The sequence below is a fragment of the Staphylococcus sp. OJ82 genome (assembly GCF_000294465.1).
In the GTDB taxonomy this organism is placed as follows: domain Bacteria; phylum Bacillota; class Bacilli; order Staphylococcales; family Staphylococcaceae; genus Staphylococcus; species Staphylococcus equorum.
Genome location: NZ_ALPU01000011.1, coordinates 218236 through 238440 on the forward strand (window position 1 = coordinate 218236; position 20205 = coordinate 238440).

General features: G+C 32.4%; 20 protein-coding genes. 2 read left to right on the top strand and 18 right to left on the bottom strand.

What is annotated here, in order from left to right; translation table 11 throughout:
- Positions 1-24: 24 nt before the first annotated feature.
- Complete coding sequence (locus tag SOJ_RS11935) at positions 25-381, bottom strand: transcriptional regulator, SarA/Rot family (protein ID WP_002508366.1); 357 nt, start codon at positions 379-381, stop codon at positions 25-27.
- A 335-nt stretch (positions 382-716) separates the two neighbouring features.
- Positions 717-1376, bottom strand: coding sequence for a Bax inhibitor-1/YccA family protein (locus SOJ_RS11940; protein WP_002508367.1), 660 nt, complete (start codon positions 1374-1376; stop codon positions 717-719).
- Positions 1377-1817: 441 nt separating this feature from the next.
- Here SOJ_RS11940 and SOJ_RS11945 point away from each other — a divergent pair, with 441 nt between their 5' ends.
- Positions 1818-2624, top strand: coding sequence for a LysM peptidoglycan-binding domain-containing protein (locus SOJ_RS11945; RefSeq protein WP_002508368.1), 807 nt, complete (start codon positions 1818-1820; stop codon positions 2622-2624).
- A gap of 318 nt (positions 2625-2942) precedes the next feature.
- Here SOJ_RS11945 and SOJ_RS11950 read toward each other — a convergent pair whose 3' ends face one another.
- The 5 genes from SOJ_RS11950 to SOJ_RS11970 all read right to left on the bottom strand — a co-directional run bounded on the left by SOJ_RS11950 (position 2943) and on the right by SOJ_RS11970 (position 7776).
- Positions 2943-3950 (bottom strand): inorganic phosphate transporter, encoded by a 1008-nt coding sequence (locus SOJ_RS11950; RefSeq protein WP_002508369.1) that lies wholly within the window; start codon positions 3948-3950, stop codon positions 2943-2945.
- 13 nt (positions 3951-3963) lie between these two features.
- Entirely contained in the window at positions 3964-4581 is a 618-nt protein-coding gene (locus SOJ_RS11955; protein WP_002508370.1) for a DUF47 domain-containing protein, read from the bottom strand.
- A gap of 565 nt (positions 4582-5146) precedes the next feature.
- Positions 5147-6175 (bottom strand): sensor histidine kinase, encoded by a 1029-nt coding sequence (locus SOJ_RS11960; RefSeq protein WP_002508371.1) that lies wholly within the window; start codon positions 6173-6175, stop codon positions 5147-5149.
- Complete coding sequence (locus tag SOJ_RS11965; protein ID WP_002508372.1) at positions 6168-6842, bottom strand: response regulator transcription factor; 675 nt, start codon at positions 6840-6842, stop codon at positions 6168-6170. Before SOJ_RS11965 ends, SOJ_RS11960 begins: the two co-directional genes overlap by 8 nt.
- A gap of 16 nt (positions 6843-6858) precedes the next feature.
- Positions 6859-7776 (bottom strand): hypothetical protein, encoded by a 918-nt coding sequence (locus SOJ_RS11970; RefSeq protein WP_002508373.1) that lies wholly within the window; start codon positions 7774-7776, stop codon positions 6859-6861.
- A 121-nt stretch (positions 7777-7897) separates the two neighbouring features.
- Here SOJ_RS11970 and SOJ_RS11975 point away from each other — a divergent pair, with 121 nt between their 5' ends.
- Positions 7898-8404: a GNAT family N-acetyltransferase gene (locus SOJ_RS11975; protein ID WP_002508374.1), complete on the top strand. Its 507-nt coding sequence runs from the start codon at positions 7898-7900 to the stop codon at positions 8402-8404.
- A gap of 230 nt (positions 8405-8634) precedes the next feature.
- On the opposite strand, the gene SOJ_RS11980 is transcribed toward SOJ_RS11975, so the two are convergent.
- The 11 genes from SOJ_RS11980 to SOJ_RS12030 all read right to left on the bottom strand — a co-directional run bounded on the left by SOJ_RS11980 (position 8635) and on the right by SOJ_RS12030 (position 20168).
- On the bottom strand, positions 8635-9666 hold the full coding sequence (locus tag SOJ_RS11980; RefSeq protein WP_002508375.1) for an alpha/beta hydrolase: 1032 nt from the start codon (positions 9664-9666) through the stop codon (positions 8635-8637).
- Between the two features lie 273 nt (positions 9667-9939).
- Positions 9940-11007, bottom strand: coding sequence for a YkvI family membrane protein (locus SOJ_RS11985; RefSeq protein WP_002508376.1), 1068 nt, complete (start codon positions 11005-11007; stop codon positions 9940-9942).
- 467 nt (positions 11008-11474) lie between these two features.
- Complete coding sequence (locus SOJ_RS11990) at positions 11475-11975, bottom strand: hypothetical protein (RefSeq protein ID WP_002508377.1); 501 nt, start codon at positions 11973-11975, stop codon at positions 11475-11477.
- Positions 11976-12147: 172 nt separating this feature from the next.
- Positions 12148-12510, bottom strand: coding sequence for a dihydroxyacetone kinase phosphoryl donor subunit DhaM (gene dhaM / locus SOJ_RS11995; RefSeq protein WP_002508378.1), 363 nt, complete (start codon positions 12508-12510; stop codon positions 12148-12150).
- 2 nt (positions 12511-12512) lie between these two features.
- Positions 12513-13088 (bottom strand): dihydroxyacetone kinase subunit DhaL, encoded by a 576-nt coding sequence (dhaL, locus tag SOJ_RS12000; RefSeq protein WP_002508379.1) that lies wholly within the window; start codon positions 13086-13088, stop codon positions 12513-12515.
- Between the two features lie 40 nt (positions 13089-13128).
- A complete protein-coding gene (gene dhaK, locus SOJ_RS12005; protein WP_002508380.1) occupies positions 13129-14094 on the bottom strand; it encodes a dihydroxyacetone kinase subunit DhaK in 966 nt (321 codons plus the stop codon).
- 167 nt (positions 14095-14261) lie between these two features.
- Complete coding sequence (locus SOJ_RS12010) at positions 14262-15278, bottom strand: FecCD family ABC transporter permease (protein WP_002508381.1); 1017 nt, start codon at positions 15276-15278, stop codon at positions 14262-14264.
- The gene (locus SOJ_RS12015; RefSeq protein ID WP_002508382.1) at positions 15275-16276 is read right to left on the bottom strand and encodes a FecCD family ABC transporter permease; all 1002 of its coding nucleotides are present in this window, start codon (positions 16274-16276) and stop codon (positions 15275-15277) included. Before SOJ_RS12015 ends, SOJ_RS12010 begins: the two co-directional genes overlap by 4 nt.
- A 9-nt stretch (positions 16277-16285) precedes the next feature.
- A complete protein-coding gene (locus tag SOJ_RS12020; protein WP_002508383.1) occupies positions 16286-17089 on the bottom strand; it encodes an ABC transporter ATP-binding protein in 804 nt (267 codons plus the stop codon).
- Between the two features lie 457 nt (positions 17090-17546).
- Positions 17547-18383: a YitT family protein gene (locus SOJ_RS12025; RefSeq protein WP_002508384.1), complete on the bottom strand. Its 837-nt coding sequence runs from the start codon at positions 18381-18383 to the stop codon at positions 17547-17549.
- Between the two features lie 555 nt (positions 18384-18938).
- Positions 18939-20168 (bottom strand): NupC/NupG family nucleoside CNT transporter, encoded by a 1230-nt coding sequence (locus tag SOJ_RS12030; RefSeq protein ID WP_002508385.1) that lies wholly within the window; start codon positions 20166-20168, stop codon positions 18939-18941.
- Positions 20169-20205: the final 37 nt, after the last annotated feature.

A 20205-nucleotide genomic window follows, 5' to 3' on the forward strand; every position in this document is an offset into this window, starting at 1 on the left:
TTTCTTTACTTGAAACTATATATTTTATTCAATATATGATTCAATTTCATCTAATAATGCTTCGTAATGTGCAGCGTTCTTTTCATTCATTAATAAATATACTTTACGTTCATCTTCTGTTGAACGTAGCTTACTCACTCTATCTTGATCAATCAAACGACGAATTGAAGCAAGCACTTTGGTTCTACTCAAATCCAATTCCGCAGTAGCTATTTTTAAAAATGGCTGCATCAACATATGTTTTTCACTACAATTTTGTTGAACCAATTCTAAAACTGCTACATCATTTATTGTCAATTTATATTTTTGTTCTATGTAATGCGTTAAACTTTTATATTTTTTATAAACATTTAAAAATTGAGCCTTTTTCTCTTCATTCATTGCTATCACACCTCCACATGAAAATATGATGAATGTTTCTAACACTTACTAAAATAACACTTTTTATTTTTGTATTTTTTATTTGAAACAACATACTTTTATCTTTACGCAATTTTGAATAAAATATTTAAATTTGTCAACACTTTTTCATTAATTTAACTAAATTATAATAACAACTAATTAGATTGCTCTTTTTTAAATCGTGTCATCACTATATAATTGCTATATAAAAAAACACCCTTAAAGTTGATTACTAAAATCTACTTTAAGGGTGTTAACATGTTAAATAATTAACTATCAAAAACCAAGTACTTTAACTATAATTACTTCATACTTTATCTTCTAAATTTATTCGCTAGTCTTAAAACGTATTTTATAATGTGTAATAAATTGATGAATAAATTAAAGCCCATTTCTCTTGGTGAGAATTGACCCCGTTTCATACGGTTAAAGTCGTATAAGGTGTAAAGCAGGAACAATAATAGACCTACCACAGTAATAATCGTGTGGAACAATGAATTTTGAATAAACATACCAATCAAGCTTGCAACAATTAGGGCTACTAATGTTACAAATAAGTATTTACCCATACTTGCGGCATTGCCAATTACAAAAAAGCCTATAATACCAAACACCATAAATCCTGCAATGGCAAGAATCACATTTTTATAGAATACTTCAGGTCCTAAATTTTGCATATATGTCGTAAATGTTGCGAATGATAGCAATCCTACTACAATTGCATATATGTGAGAAATTACTAAACCATATTTACGCGCTCTGTTAAAAATAACGGTGATAAGAACTAAACCAAGTAACACGAAAGATAAAGGTCTTCTCCATTCCAACGGCAAGTATTGTCCGAAGTAACAACCAATGCCAAAAATAATCCAGTAATAGACAAAAAAGAGCCATACTTTTCCGTAAGCATGAGACTTAGACTTATCTTTAGACTGTTGTTTATGCTTATTTATATGTTGTGCAGTTTCAGCCAATTGATTCACTCCTTAACTATAAAAAAGTATTTAAATACTTGAATATTATAATAACATTAATAACATACTATAATCTTTCAATAAGCGTAATACTTTAACTTTCACTATTTCAAACAATACCAAACATGAACCACATAATTTTCCAAATCTCTTTAGCTGAGTCTATTTATTTATAACTACAAGCAACTTAATTGTTACAAACACGAAAAAGTTCAATACAATTATCTCTTTATAATGTCTTATAAATCGCACAAGAAACGTCTTAAAGGCACTTCATCCTTTTTGTACTCAAATGTTAATAATATTACATCTTTATAACAACACCCACAAAACACCTGATTTTTGATAGTATGGAACGTGAATTGAGATTAAAGAAACTATCACATATATTTAATACATATCTGCTTTTGGGATATATAGGAATTGAAGGAGGAGTTCTTTTTGAAAAAGTTAGCATTTGCAGTAACAGCTGCTTCAGGCGCTGCAGCGGTTATTTCCAATCATGAAGCCGATGCATCAACACAACACACAGTAAAATCTGGTGAGTCACTTTGGACAATTTCACAACAATACGGTGTATCAGTAGATGAAATCAAACAAAGTAATGATCTCAATAACAATATCGTATTTCCGGGACAAGTTATTGAAATTGGTGGAAGTGGTTCACAAGAGCAAGGCTCAAGTTCAAACTCTTCTTCACAATCATCTGGTGGTTCAACGCATACTGTAGAATCTGGTGAGTCACTAAACATCATTGCCAATAATTATGGTGTTTCAGTAGATGAACTTATATCAGCAAACAATTTGAGTGGATACATAATCTATCCTAATCAAACGTTAACAATTCCAGGTGCAACTGGTGGTTCTGGCGGTTCTGGTGGTACAACAACTCCAAATACAGGTAGTTCTTCAGCAAGTGATGCTAATCTATACGATTGGGGTCAATGTACATGGCACGTATTCAATCGTAGAGCTGAGACCGGCAAACCAATCAGCACATATTGGTGGAACGCTGATCATTGGGCAAACAATGCAGCAGCAGATGGTTATACTGTAAATAATACACCAAGCGTTGGTTCAATTATGCAAAATTACGAAGGCCCTATCGGTCACGTGGCTTATGTAGAACAAGTTAATCCAGATGGTAGTATTTTAATTTCAGAAATGAATTATAATACAGCACCAGGGACAGTGGATTATCGTACAATCCCAGCTTCACAAGCTTCAAGCTATAATTATATTCATTAATCTATGAATATAATATTGAATAAAAAGCAGTTAGACTTCTCTTTAGAACTCTAACTGCTTTTTAATTTGAAAAATTTTAAAGAAAATTACATATAATATCATTCATAAGCTCACTCAGTCGTCTTATGAGCGTACAAATATCTTTACTACTCTTGTTAATACAACTTATAAACTGCTCATAACAAAGCCACTGATGTCTATAAATAAAGAACACCAAATTATAAAAGTAATAATTTGGTGTTCCTATTTTTGAGAATAGACAATCACGTCCAAACTCTTTTATTATTTAAAACGCTAATCATGCTATACCATGCCTACTTACAGGAAGATATTCACAACGAAATATACAAGGGCAGCAACAATTGCAGAAATAGGCATTGTAATAACCCATGTAACAATCATACGTTGTGCAGTATTCCATTTCACACCTTTAATACGATTAGATGAACCTACACCTAGAATAGATGAAGAAACAACATGTGTCGTTGATAACGGAAAATGTAATGAAGATGCTACAAAGATTGTTAAAGCAGATGATAAATCTGCCGCAGCACCATTAGCCGGACGAATTTTCATTATATTGCCACCAACTGTTTTAATGATTTTCCAACCACCAACAGCTGTCCCTAACCCCATAGCAGTAGCACAGGCAATTTTAACCCACAATTGTGGTTCAACAGTACCACTTGGTTGTAAGTTAGCTACGATTAAAGCTAATGTAATAATACCCATTGATTTTTGAGCATCGTTGGTACCATGTGAAAATGATTGTAACGACGCTGTGAAAATTTGGAAGAATCTAAAGTTTCTATTTGTTTTTGTTAAGTTTGCATTTTTAAATACGACTTTAACAATTGAATACATAATGAAACCTACACAAAAAGCAATTACTGGTGATATAAGTAAAACAGCAATGATTTTTGTAAAACCTTCATAGTGTAATACGGCAAATGACCCCTGAGATGCGATAGCTGCACCTGCAATGGAACCAATTAACGCATGCGAAGATGAACTCGGTATACCATAAAACCAAGTAAGCAAGTTCCAAAAAATCGCTGCAATGATAGCCGATAGCACCACAACAAGCCCATTTTCTAATTTAAATGGGTCTACAATATCTTTAGTTATTGTACCTGCAACTCCAGTAAAAGCTAATGCACCAATAAAGTTCATAACTGATGCTAATATAATAGCAGTTCTAGGCGTTAATGCACGAGTTGAAACAGCAGTAGCGACAGCATTGGCTGTATCATGAAAACCATTGATAAAGTCAAAGATAAGTGAAAAAATAACAATAGCTACTGTGATGATTAAAATATATTCCATTAGTTAGGACTCCTTAGCTATTTTTCATAATTATAGTTTCAAAGTTATTCGCTACAGCTTGACATTTATCTGCAATTTCTTCCATGCTTTCATAAATTTCTTTTATTTTAATAAGCGTTATTGGATCTGTTTCACTGTTAAAAATGTGTTTGATTGATTGACGTAAAATGCCATCACAATTTGTTTCAAATTCTTTAATATTAATAGAATGAATACGCATATGAGATAATTTTTTATCAACGAGTAAACCAACAGCTAATTTCATTTCTGCAATAGCTTTTTGGATATTATCAACAAATTCAGCCATATATTCATCTGTATATTCAATTGAATACATTTCAAACATCGCTGACGTTTCTTCTATTGCATCTAAAACATCATCAATTGCATTACATAATGAAAGGATATCCTCTCGTTCGATTGGTGTAATGAAGGTTTGGTTTAAATCGGAAATCACTTGATGCATTAATTCATCACCGTGTGATTCATATTTTTTAATATTGTCTGAATAAGCTTTCAGATCTAAGTGCGTATTAAAATCCATTTTCCCAAACTCAATTGCAGCTCGATCTAAGTTAAAGACCATTTCTTCAAGTTGCACCATGAACTTATCTTTTTTCTTGTTAAACATCCAAAAAATCCTCCATTTACAGCGACTGTTTCCAATCAGCTTCAATAAATTTAAAAAATCAAAACTCTTTTAAGACAAATTAAAATTGGCAAGATTTACAATTCACTCATCATTTCATTACTTAATGTGCCCTTACCTTCATGAAAATGAGTCTTTGCTTCTATACCGGTTAAAAAATCTCGCAAATGTTGATTTGTCCTTATATGAAAATAGCACAAAATTTACAATTCCACAATTAAATTTACAATCTATTAACATTTAGAACTTGTAAGAATAAAATATTCTTTTAAAATATAATATTCTAAAATATATTTTAGTCCCCATTTCAAATTGGCGAATTCCATAATTAACGTTTTATATTCATAATAAAAAAAGCATTGAAAGTTAAAAAACTTCAATGCTTCAGAACAAGGACAATTACGATTAATTGTATTCTTTTCTTTGAAAATGGAAGTGATTGGGCTCAAGTCCATCTTAGTTAATAAAGCAATAGTCGAAGACTCCCAGATGAGACTGTGCTGACGGAAAGTGTACACAAATTACTTCCAAAAGCCGTAAGACTTTATCAATGCTTTTCAGATAGTCTTGCAATAAGTTCATTTTGATTAGGAAACATAAATGTAGCCTTTGTTCCTATTTGTTCTTCGGAAGTGATATCTACTCGTATTCCTAATTTGTCTTTAACGTTACCTACTAAATATAAACCAATGCCCGATGAAGTAGTCTCATTACGGTAAGCAGTGGAAGTGAATCCTTTATCGTAAATTCTCGGCAAATCTTTCTTACTAATTCCTCTACCTTCATCTATAATTTCAAGTGTTATATGTTTATTAACTATATGGGCTTTTATGTGAATTGTACTATCTTCACTATATTTGATGGCATTAGATAAAATTTGTCTTATCATCATCCGACACCATTTTGTATCTGTATAGACATCGTAGTCCGCTTCAAAATCAAGATCGTAATCAATGCCTTTAGATTGACTAATATACCTTGTGATTTGTATTTCTTCTATAATAAGACGTTTTAATGCTACATGTTCAAAGTATAAATCATTATTTTGAAACTCTAATCTCGTTAAAAATAATTGTCTGTCTAACATTCCATTAATTCTCGACCACTCATAAAGCAAGGCGTACTTTCTCTCTACATCTCGCTCTTTTTCAATAAGTAGCTTCATTGCTGTTACTGGCGTCTTAATGTCATGCACAAAATCAGTTAATGACGCTTCAGTTGTTTGAATTTGTTGTTTTTGAGTTGTAACTAACCTTTTCTGACTAGTAATTTGATTATATAAATAATTTACCATCTCTTGTTGAAAGGGAGTATCAGCAAGAGATTTATGTTTTAGTTCTTCAGGCTCGATGTTATTGTACAAGTGTTTGAAAAATTTTACTTCCTTTATATATGTATATAACAAAAAAATCACTGAGATTCCTAAATTCAAAATAATAATATAAAAAATACTACTTACACTGATATCGTAATCTAAATATGCAATAAATAGAAAAATGAAATGTAATAATATGAGCCAAAGTATCCAATTTAATCGAGAACGAAGGAAAATTAATAACCATTTAATGTTAGCCATGCGCCATATACCCTTTGCCTATTTTAGTTTCAATCGCATCATTCATATCAATATCAGCTAATTTTTTTCTTAAACGATTCACGTTTACAGTTAACGTGTTATCACTTACAAATGCTTCATCATCCCACAATGCTGTAATCAAAGTATCTCTAGTAACGATTTGATTTTGCTTTTTCACTAACATTTCTAAAATAACCATTTCAGTCTTAGATAAATAGATTTGAGCATCACCTTTACTAATGCTGTCTTTAGATAAATCTAAAGTCGTTTCTTGCCAAGACAATACACGCTTCTCCTCAATACTGAATTGATAAACACGTCTATATATAGCTTGTAGTTTGGCAATAAGTACACTCGTATTAAATGGTTTTTGGACATAGTCATCTGCGCCTAATTCCATACTCATAACTTGATCCATTGGATTATCGCGTGAAGATAAGAAAAGAATAGGTGTATTGGAGACCTCTCTAATTTTTCGAGTCCAATAAAAACCATCATACTTAGGCAATTTAACATCCATAATTACAATTGCAGCATTCACTGCTTCAAACTTTGACATAACATCATTAAAATCACTGATGCCATGCACTTGAAAGTCCCATTGCTCTAATTCTTCGCTCAGTTCTTTAAATAATGTCATATCATCTTCTACTAATAAAATGTCCACATGATCACCTTTTCAATTATTTAGTATATTTTATTTCTTCTCCTGACTGTATACGACCATTGAAATGCTTAATACGACAATCTATTTCGAATCCTCTCATCATCAAATCTTGAAATGGCGATTGGAACAAGTAATACGCCGGCCAAATGAGTTTAGGAATATAATCATATAAATGAACAATTACAGTTTGTGTACCTTCCAGTTTTCGAAATTCTAACTTTCCTTGTTTCGTTAAATTCGGTTTCACTATCGATCCACCTACTAAATTTAATGTAATCATATCACTTTCTGTTACCGTTTTATGAAGTACAAGTATTGGATTGCGTTTATCTTTTATATAAACAACAAAATTATCGCCCTCATTATAAGTATGTAACATCGTTCCTTTAGTTTTATTTAACCAATCAAAATAATATTCCACCATCTGATTTAAGGTCCAGTTCATTGGCAGTTGTACATTAAGTGCACTGCGTACATCATCATACTTTGAAACTTGTAACTCGACTGCAACATGAGGTCGTGAAACTTTTACTTCTGTTTTTTCGACAGGCGTTCCATACGCAGACAATCGCTCTATTGACTCATTATCAAAGCGACTACCACTAATATAAATGATTTTTTTTATTCCTTTTTTAGCCGTCGCACGCCCAAAATTATCAGCAGCAATTAAATTCATATCTCTAGCTGTTGCTTTTGTCAGCTTTGCTGAATGCTTGGTTGGATCTAAATAATAGATGGCCATATCCATACCTTCCATTGACTCAAGGACATCATTATAATTATAAATATCTTTTTTTAACCATGTTACTTCTTGAAACTCATCTTCTTTAGGATATTTCGACATCGTAAAAAGCGTTGCGTCATCTTTAATGGATTGTATTAAGTTTTTTCCTATATAGCCTGTTACACCTGCTAATAAAATATTAGGTTTCATAGTTATACTTCCTTTATATTAATTTGGCCCAATTCAAATATCTCCTAGTAAAATCATGCTAATGATGTTAAGTTATACTATAACTGAGTATCAGCAAAATAGAAATAAGGAGTGGACACTTATGGTTCATCAAATTCGTGAAATTGGTATCAATGATATAGATCCATTTGTAAAATTATTAACTACTATCTATGATGAATCTGAATATTTAATATATAATCCTGGTGAGTATGCTCCATCTAACAGTGATGCTGTTTCAAACTTGGAACATTATATAACATCACCGTCCAATGCAATATACGTTGCCGAAAATAATGGTGAACTTGTTGGGTTTTCAATCGTAACAACTGAAAAATTTGAACGTACACGTCATGAAGCCAATTTTTCCATGGGTGTTATTAGACACTATCGAGAAAAAGGGCTTGGTCAATCACTTATTAATTCTATTGAAGCGTGGTGCTTAAACCATAACATTCGCCGAATCGAAGTTTCTGTAGTCCCTGAAAATGAAACAGCAGTAGCTTTATTTAAAGCTGCTGGATATCAGATTGACGGCGAACTTCGAGATAAACTTTATATCGATGGACGTTATTTCAATAAATATATAATGTCTAAGTTATTACTTTAGTCTACCTCAATGTTTATATATTAAACGTTTCACTATTATAGTTTAATTATAAATTAATAAATGGGAATGGAACAGAAATCTAATTTTTCTAATAACATTTCGTTATATGAATTAAGTCTGACAAAGAAGACTAGAACTAAAAACAGCTTATAGTATCCATTACAGGAGAGCTATAAGCTGTTTTTTGAATTTATTTATATAACTTTATTACTTCTAGCTAACTTAACACATTAGTAAGGATTCAATTGAACCCCATCAGGAATTTTTGATTCAGGTTTTAATTCCCTCTCTACACCAGAAGCACTTGTGTTTCTACTTAAGAAACTCAACGTATCTTTCATATTTTGCTGTGACTCTGGTAATTGCATATGAAATTGGTATTGATGTCTTAAATTATGTGATCCATCATAAAACAGTTTATCCACTGGAACATCTTTTTCTTTTAGTTTTTTATAAAAATCAATATTTTGACTATAAAATGGATCTGCATCCCCTACTGATAAAAATGTTGGTGGATAATCTTTTGTCACTTGGTTTATCGTAGACATTTCACTGATATATTTAAATTGTTGTTCCCAATCTCTCTTGCCAGTGTAACTCTCCATAAAGAGCTGTATTCTTGGAAATTCTGTTTCTTTCACAGTTTTCATATCATAAAAGCCACCAAAAAAGATTGCTGCTTTGATTTGATCTGGTTCAAATTGTTGATTAAACTCCATATCTTCTCGTAATGATTCATTTGTTTGGATAGCTGTAAATTGACTGGATAATTGGGCACCTGCTGAATCACCACCGAAAACAACTTGATCAAAATCTATAGGTAACTCATGTTTGTTCTGTTTGATAAACTGAACTGCGCGATCAATTTGTTTTAACTGTGTCGGGTATTTATAGTCAGGTGCAAGTGCATAATTAATATTCACTACGATATAACCCTGTTCAGCAAATTTTGATAATAACGGGTTTTTATATTGTTTATCTCCTGCAATAAATCCTCCACCATGTAACCAAAAAATGACAGGCAATTTATTATCTTGATCTAATTCAGTAGGTGTTAAAATATCTAAGCGGCTATTGGGTATCCCGCTACTATAAGTTATATTAGTAAATGCATTTACATTTTCATTATTAATTTGTACTTTTTCTTTAAATTCTTGGGCATTTTGTCGGTCATATTGTTGCTTTAGTAATATTGCAATCACAATTGCAACGATAACAAAAACAACAATAGCGATAATTGTCCATTTATGTTTTTTCTTCATGCTCGACCTTCCCTTTCGCATGCATTGTATCATAATTAATTAGTACGTAGTAGTATTTATTTGAACGATTATATTAGACAAAACTGCTATTTTCTTTATTTTAAAACCAAATTAATAAACTACCATTAATAATTATAAAATTTTCTCTATATAAGTTAATATCATATTTTAAAACAAAAAATGGCTGCTAGATATCCAATAGGATTCTAACAGCCATTTATTAAATCTAGGATTTATATCCTGATTTTATTTATATACTTTATTTCATCACAATTACGCTATGTGATCTTTATTTTGATTTTTTCTTGCATAGTATTTAATAAGTACTGCAATAACTACAACTAAGCCAATTACACCCATGATTGGATATAAGAAGTTAATTAAATCTGCGAAACCTACGAAACTTAATGCATAAGCTACGAGCACCATTGCAACTATAAACACATGATAATTTTTACTATATGGCTCTGTAAATCTTGCAGCAAACGAATACGTTAAACCAAGAATTGTATTGTACATAACTGCTAACATAATAATCGATAATACCAAACCAATCCATGGATTAATTTCATTTGCTAACGTTAGTGTTGGAATCGAAGCCTCTTTAATTGTTGGATACTCTGATTGTAATGCAAAGTTGATAAGCGCTAGTAATATTGTGTATACAACACCACCAAATAACGCACCTGCACCAGATATTTTTCGTTTAGAAGCATCGCCACCGATTGCAACAATTGTACTAAAACCAACCGCGAATGCTAATCCACCATAAATAATACCGTAAAGAATACCTTTCCAAATACTCGCCTCTGGAACTGTTTTGTTCACTTCTGCAATGGAAATATTTCCATTAAATAAGTAAAATATTGCAATGATAACAACTAAAATAATTAAGAATGGCGTTACCATACCTAATGCACGTACAATTTTGTTAAAGTCCATTAATAATGTAATATAGATAGCAATCACCATAATTAATGCACCTAACCACGTTGGTATGCCAAAACTTTCTTCAAACGTTGATCCTGCACCTGCAATCATTGTGACTGAGATACCAAATAAGAAGAAGATAAGTAAATAATCAATAATCTTACTAAATACACCACCGAATAAATAATCTAAAGTGGATTCATGATTTTGTGCATCGAATGCAGTACCAATCTTAGCAACTTGTCGACCTGCAAACCCTAATATCAATCCTGATATAATAACTCCTAGATACGACCAAAGCCCATAAGGAGTAAAGAATTGCATTACTTCTTGTCCAGTTGAAAAGCCAGCACCTACTACGATACCAACATAAGCGAAACCAATTTTTATAGCTTCTTTATTCAAGCCCATGTGATTTATAACCTCCTCTTAAGTTAACACATTGAATTATTATAACGCACTGTCATTATTTTGCAACACGACAAATTTTAAATTAACACTATTAATTATTTTTTTACACTAATCATCTAGTGAATTTACATACATTTAAAAATTCACTTTAATTTTTAAATATAAATTAAAACTCTGTATTAGCGGGTTTAAAACAGATTAAAGCTTTTATTTTTGAATTTTTATACATTCACCATACACTTATTATCACCATTTTAAAACTCTAAATTTTTTTAATTTTTTATTGCTTTCAAGTTAACTACATGTCATAGCATTTAAATCGTCGCTGTATTTCTATAATCTCAGTGAAAATTTATTATGTATATTATAATTAATAAATTTTTATAGAAAAACAAAATTAAAAACCGAAAAACTCAATTAAAAACTGAGCTTTTCGGTTAAATATGTTTTATTGCTAAGCATGTTAATTAATGTGCATTTTTATAGCGATTTAATTCATTGAAGTCTACAACGACATTATCCATACGTTTAGCCGTTTCTTTAAGCACATTACGCGCAACACTATTAGACGGATCTAATTTAAGTATTTGTCGAGACACATCAAATGCTTTTTTATCAGAAATGACTGGTTCGGGAACTGCATGTAACAATAACATTTGTAATAAACTTTTCACTTCTTTACTGTCCGTAAGTTTTATGGATGATTCTGCATGATAATAAGCTGAATCCAATGCACCTTGTAATTCACTTAATGGATAAACTAATAATAGAAAAGCCAAATCATGCATTTCTGCAGTTTCTTCTACTTTCATCATATCTAAAATACATGTATAAAACATGACGCTTTCTACTTCATGTGCACTTGAAATGTAAGCCTCTTCAAATTCCATAAAATCTGTCTGGGACATTAAACGTTTTACTGACTCGAATTCGCCGTTTAAGACATGCTTTTGTATTAAATCTTTCATGGCAATGTCCTCCTAGGTATCCAGATTTCTATAACAGTTAGGTTCTATTCTACCACATACCATTTATATATTCATATAAAAATGAATCTTTTTGCCATATTAATTGAAGACCTTATAATATTATAATTACCTAACCTATATCAATAATCTATCGGTATGAACAAGTGAATTTTTATCCGAAATTGCGTTTCAATTCTTCGACAATTTCTTCGATAGAACCGCCTACTGATAATTTAACAGCAGCTGTAAAACTACCTTCAACAATTGGTGCATCGACTTTTACTACTTGATACTTACCTTCATACATTTCAATAGCTAAATCTAAGTTCATTTCTGCGGAGCCAATATCATAGAAACAAAGTGCATCATCGTCTAAATCATTAATCATTTCTTGAATATGATCGTAAGATGTTCCAATTTTACCTTCAACGCCACCTTGTATTAATATTGAAACATCTCCTGCCATTTGTTCCAATAATACTTTTGTACCGTTTGCAATATCTTCGCTATGACTCACAATTACAATTTTCGTCATAATTATTCATCTCCAATCAATGCGTTTAATATATAAACACTACTCTGTGCACCTGGGTCAATGTGACCTTTTGATTCTTCTTTAAAATACGATGCTCTTCCTTTTGTAGCAACGATATCTTTTGTTTCGTCTGCGTATGTTTGTAGTACATCTGCATTTAAAGTTTCGCCTTGTTGTACCGCTTCATTTGCACGTTCTATAACGTCATACATCGTTTTTTCATTTAATTCAACTTTACCTCTTTGTTTAATCGCTTCAGAAAAAGAATTCAATACTTCTTTTAAGTTTGTGGCGTCTAACTCATCACCAACAACTTGAGACATTTTCACAAAACTAAAACCATACAATGGACCTGAAGCGCCACCAATATTAGACATCAAAGTCATACCTGTAGACTTCAATAAATTTTGCATGGAACTATCATCTATTTTCTCTGGTAATGCTTTAAATCCTCTAACCATGTTCACACCATGGTCGCCATCGCCTATTGCTCGATCTAATTCTGTTAATAATGTTTCTTTTTCTTCAAACACTTCTACTAAATTAAGTAATCTTTCCTTTAATTCACTTACATTCATTTGCGTTCAACTCCTTATCGTATCTATGACTAATCAACTATTAATTAAAGTAAGGACTTGCTGTAGACTGAGTTAATGCTGTTAACACTTCTTCAGTATATGGGACTAATGTTAAGGATAAGCCCTGCATATCTAATGCAGTCATATAATCTCCCACAAACCAATGTACAACATCAATGTGCTTCTCTTGGAAATTTTCTGCTACATATTTTGCTGCTATATTAAGTTCCGATAATGGTGTAGCACCCATACCATTCACCATAACGATAAGTTTTTCTGAGCTTACTTCTTCCATTAAAGCTTTAATTAATCGTTCGACAATTTGATCTACAGTTTCTACTTTTTCTCTAGATAATCCTTTTTCTCCATGGATACCTACACCGATTTCCATTTCATCACTTTCAATATCAAATCCATATTGCCCAGTTGTCGGTACCATTGGCGCAGTTAAAGCCATTCCCAACGTCTTAACACTTGGTAAAAATTGGTCTACTTTTTCTTTAATGTTAGTTAATGACTCACCTTGGTCTGCTAAATAACCTGCATATTTATGTGCTAATACTGTACCAGCAACGCCTCTTCTTTTATCATCATCGCTTACTGCAATATCGTCCTTAACAATGACTGTTGCCACTTGTATGTCTTCCATCTCTGCCATTTCTTGTGCCATTTCAAAATTCATAACATCACCAGCATAGTTCTTCACTATAAGTAAAACACCGTCTCCATTATCAACTGCTTTAATTGCACTTAGAATTTTATCAGGTGTAGGTGATGTGAATACTTCACCACAAACAGCGGCGTCGAGCATACCTTCTGCTACATAGCCAGCATGTGCAGGTTCGTGACCACTTCCACCACCAGAAACTAGAGCAACGCCTTGCTTTTTCTTATCTTTTCTTACAACAACAGTATCTGCAATGACTTCAATTTCATTATTCGTTAACGAAAGTCCGTCCAACATATCTGTTAAAAATTGTGTTTTATCTTTAATTAGTTTTTTCATAGAGATGACCTCCTAATTTGAATGTTCATTTATAGTATACCCTACACACGAATGCAAACGCTAACATATGAAAATTGATAATGATTTCTTTTGAAATTATTATCAAAAATATTTAAATAAAAAAGCTTGAGACATATAATTATGCCCAAGCTCCTTTTTCATTTAATTTATACTGATTTGGTTTTATACATTAAATATAAGAAATAAGGTGCACCAATGATTGCGACCACGATCCCAGCTGGGATACCTGAAGGTTGTAATATCACTTGTCCTAACGTATCTGCTAACACAAGTAAAAATGCACCTATTAATATTGAAATAGGTAGAAAGAGTTGGTGTCTTGGACCAACAATCGATTTAGCAATATGTGGTCCTAATAAGCCAATAAAGCCAATTGAACCAGCTACCGAAACAGCAGTAGAAGATAATATAACTGCAACAAGCAATAATACGATGCGTTCTCTGCCAATTTTTACACCTACACCTTGAGCTATATGTTGATGTGTATTTAATAAATTTAAAACATTAGACTTAAATAATAAAAATGGAATCAATATGAGAACCCATGGTATAAATGCAATGACAAATGCCCATTCATCTCCCCATATATTACCAGCAAGCCAAGATGCAATAAACTCTGACTGAGCTTCATCAAATGTGGACATTAAAGTCATTGAACCACCACTTAACGCAGTAGCCATACCTACCCCAACAAGTACCATACTTGCAGGTGTAATTCCTTCGCCTTTATTATAACTAAATGAGAAGATGATAAATGCTGTTAAGATGCCACCAATCATGCTTACGATTGGTAGTACGTAGACAAAATTTCCAGCATCTACATTTCCTATAACCATAAATAGCGCTATGGCGAAACCACTACCTGCATTAATTCCTAATATACCTGGCTCAGCTAATGGGTTCTTGGTAACACTTTGGATAATCGCACCACTCATAGCTAATGCTGCACCAGCTAAAATCGTAATAATCATCCGTGGCATTCTAAATTCCATTAATATCAATGTATCGGTATATGCGCCTTGACCAACTAAAGTCTTGAAAAATGTACCTATCGACATTTTATACTCACCTGAAGTCATACTCCACGCACAAGCTAGCAGTACAAGTATAATCAGAATCACCATTGTTAACCATTGTTTATGTCTCAGTTTTGGATCTATCATGAGAAGCGACCTCCTCTTTTAACTAAATACAAGAAGTAAGGTACACCTATAAAGGAAATAATAGCTCCAACTGGTGCTTCACCTAACATACGTGCAACCGTATCAGCCACAAGCATCAACAAGCCACCAACCAATGCTGTGAGTGGAATAACACGGGCGTAGTCTGTACCGACTATATATCTCACAATATGTGGCACCATCAAGCCAACAAATGCAATTTGGCCTACCATAGCAACAGCTACACCAGCCATCACCATAGATAAAATTAAAGTGATAGCACGTGTAAACGCCACATTCTGTCCTAAGCCTCTAGCCAATGTTTCACCTAAATTTAAAATCGTTAACTGTTTACTCATACTAACCATAATGATAAGCGCCACCAAAATAAAAGGCGCTGCCCACATCAACTGATTCCATGTTGTTCCAGATACGCCGCCAGCACTCCAAAACGTCAAACTTTGGTTCAATCTAAATAATAGCGCTACGCCTTGACTTAAGGCTGTTAGTAACGCACTAACTGCTGCTCCGGCTAATATAATTCTCATCGGGTTAAAGCCATCGCTTCTTGATCTTCCTATCATTAAAACGAAAAAGCCACCTATGAGTGCACCAATAAAGCCTGCTAACATCAATATGATGAATGGTGCAGATGGATAAAATGCGAAGGTAAGCGCCAACATAAATGAGGCACCAGCATTTAGACCAATTAAACTTGGATCTGCTAAACCATTTTTAGTAACACCTTGAATTACAGCGCCTGAAGTTGCTAAGGCAACCCCTACTAAGATTGCTCCGAGATCTCTTGGAATACGTATTTCACTTATAATATTATGCTGTTGGTTTTTAGGATTATAATTGAAGATTGCCTCGAATATAGTAGATATATGGATTTTTGCATCTCCATATAAAATCGACACAATTAAAGCAACTACTAGTAATATAAACACTATTATAAATGTAGTTGTAAAATTCAACTTACCCTTTTTCTTTGTGGTCATAATTAGCCTCTAAACTTCCGAATAACTTTTTCTACATAAATCGTACGTCACTAGCATAGGTTTCCCTGTTCTTGGGTCTGTGCTAATTTCAACATCTATATTGAATACTTTTTCTAAAATTTCTTTAGTTAATACGTCTTCAGTCTCACCATTAGCAATAATATCTCCATTTTTCATAGTGATTAAATGATCTGAAAATCTCACCGCTTGGTTAATATCATGTAAGACCATAACAATAGTACAACCTTGTTCTTTATTTAATTGTGTAATTAACTCTAAAATTTCTAATTGATGTGAAATATCTAAAAACGTCGTGGGTTCGTCTAAAAAGATTATATCTGTGCGTTGTGCCAATGCCATAGCTATCCATACTCTTTGACGCTGGCCTCCACTTAAATCATTAATAGGACGTAGTCTGAATTCATATGTGCCTGTAACTGATAACGCCCAATCGATTTCTTTTTTATCTTCTGCTGAAAGACGTCCAAATCCTTTTTGATGAGGGAAACGTCCATAGGATACTAATTCTCCCACTGTAAGACCATCCGCAACTTCAGGAGATTGTGGTAAAATCGCAATTTTTTTGGCAATATCTTTGGTTGCTTGTGCGTGTAAGTTCCCACCATCTAACTTAATTTCGCCACTTTTAATAGGTAATAATCTCGATAATGCTTTCAATAATGTCGATTTCCCACAACCATTCGGCCCTATAATTGATGTGATTTTACCGTCAGGTATATGGACATCTAAGTTTTCAACAATTACATTTTCCCCATAACCGATAGTAACTTGTTCTCCTTCTAAGCGACTCATAAATTCCCTTCTTCCTATATAAATAAGCATAATGCACTATATATGTTTTTACATTTAATTTGTCTCAATTCATCGTAAATATCATTAATTCAATTTAATAAATGATAATCATTATCACAGATGGTATTATATCATTTTTTATATATTATGACTATTAAATCTCATCCTTTTTAACGCTCTTTTTGATTAATTTAATATACATTAAAAAGAGACAATATCCCTTTTATAATCTTATATAATGTTAAATTACGGTAAAAATAACTAGTTGTTTCACCATTAATATAATAACTTCAATATCCACTAGACAGCTATCTAGATAATCTAACAAAACCCATAAATTACAGGTTTAAGCTGTGACCGCAAAAGGGGTACTTAAAAAACTGCCATGAGGTCAGGAGACTTCATGGCAGTAAAAAAATCTTTATTTATATTTCAAGCACTTATATTTTAAAATAAGTTAATGTTCATCAATCAAGAAACCATTACCATAAACATCACGCACATCATGAATAACTAAAAAGGCTTCCTCATCTATATTTCTTATCAAACGCTTCGCCTTGGTAACTTGTGTTTTAGTAATTACAACATAAAGTATATCTTTATCTTGTTTAGTGAAATAACCTCTACCATTTAAAATAGTCAGTCCACGCCCAACTTGTTCATCAATGACTTTTGCTATTTCGTCAGGATTGCTTGAAATAATTGTCATTGCTTTCTTCGTATTTAGACCTTCTATTACATATTCCATTACTTTCGTACCAATATATAATGAAATAACTGTTACTAGCGCGCTAGAAATTGGAATTACTGTTAGTGAAATTGCTACTACAATTAAATCAAAGAATAGCAATGCATATGGTGTACTTATATCCAAATATTTATTAGCAATTCTTGCTAAAATCGTTGTTCCAGCTGTTGTACCACCAGCAAGTACAATAACACCGATACCCAAACCAACGCATAGACCACCAAATACCGCATTAACTAATATATTTCCAGTTTCAATTTGCCAACTTGCTGTTAATTCTAAAAATATCGATATTAATATTGTAGCCACAATCGTTAAATACATACTTCTTTTACTTAAAAATTTATAACCAATTGCAATAAGCACAGCATTAAATACAAAATTGGTAATACTAGGAGAAATATGAAAGGCATAGTATAGTACGATTGCTAAACCAGTCACTCCTCCTTCACCTAAATCAGCAGATATAATAAATGTATTTACCCCTGCCGAGAATGCAAATGATCCAAATAGGACTAATATTAAATCACGTACTGTTTTATTCACCTACACGACCCCCTTGTATTTGCTTCAATCAATTGAATGTTAGCAAAAAATGACCAATACCACAACATCCACCAGCATAAAAACACATGAAAATTATATTCAAAAAGCAATTATAAAATTAAGTTTTTCAATTTTTAAAAATTCTGAATTTTCGGTTTACTTTAGCGCATTCCTTTGCTATAATAAAATCTATCTTCTTATTGATAGCCAATAAGAAGCCATCTCCTTTGTGTTGTTTATAGTAACAAACAAAACAATTTTTGCTCGAGTATATTAATGGTACCTAGTCCTTACTATTAGTATATAATTAATTCATTTCCCGTAAAAGCCAAGTAATGATGAATGTGTCTCCTCACTTCATTTACTTGGCTTTATTTTTATGTGAAATGTTAAACTATGAAGTATTTTCAAAAACGTAAAAACTACCCACAAAGTTTTATTGACTAAAATTTTAGATCATTGATAAACCACTTGTTGTAAAAGCGTGCATAAAAAAATGCCAACAAAGTCTCCGACTTTGTTGGCATTCTGAAACTATATTTTATCTACAACTTCTTACCAAGCAAACAATCCTACAAACCCTGCAGTCATTAATGACACTAAAATACCTGCAAGTAATAACATTGGCACGTATTGAGATACGAAGTCTGATGTTTTTTTATCAACAATACCTTTTAATGTACCTATGATCATACCGATTGTTGAGAAGTTCGCGAATGATATCAAGAACGTCGTAATAACAGCTCGTCTATGAGGAGAATAAGAATCTATTACATCTTTAATTTGCCCCATTACTACAAACTCATTCGTTACAATTTTCTTCGCCATTTGTTGTGCTACAATCCATGCTTCATCCCACGGTAAACCAAGCAGTAATGCGAATGGATACATGAATGCACCTAATATTTGATCTAAGCCAAAGCTTCCTTTAAGACCTGCCCAACCACCTATAATACCTGTTAGCAAGTTGATAAAGCGATCAATCAAATCAGAAAGTGCTACAAAACTGATAACGAATGCAACAATAATTAAAATTAATTTACCTGCATTTAAAACTGAATCTCCTAAGAATGAGAAGAATGGTTGACGCTCTATTTCATCATTGCGAATACTATAAATAATATCTTCTTTTTCCTCTACAGATACAGGATTTAAAATTGAAGACACAATAATCGCATTAATGATATTTAATGGAATTGCCGTCAATACTAAATCTCCCGGCACCATAGACACATATGCACCTACTATCGCACCAGATACCGAACTCATCGACATCATTGCGACTGTTAGTACACGCGTTTCTTTCATTCGTTTCAATTGTTCATTTGATACTGCAAGTGCTTCAGTATTACCTAAAAACATCATTTCTATCCCAAAGAATGATTCGAATTTAGGTTGGCGCGTAATTTTAGCTAATACCCAGCCAATTGCACCAATTAATTTTGGTAATATATTGAAATACATCAAAATATCAAATAATGGAACAACTAATAATATAGGAAATAACGCACTTACTGCCATATCCATCGCGCCGGGTTCTACCCAACTCGCAAAAGCGAAGCCAGTCCCTGCATGGGCAGAATCAATTACCCAAGAAATTCCATTTGCTAAACCTTGTACAGCTGTTTTTCCCCAAGTAAAAGACATAAAGAACCAAGATAAGAATAAATTTAAAACGACTAATATCCCAATCGATTTCCATTGGATATTTTTTTTGTTTCTAGAAAATAGTACAGCAAGTCCTAAGAAAACAAATAATCCAATTATGTTAATCACTAAAAACATAATACACCCACCATTCCTTTTTAAATCGATGATAACA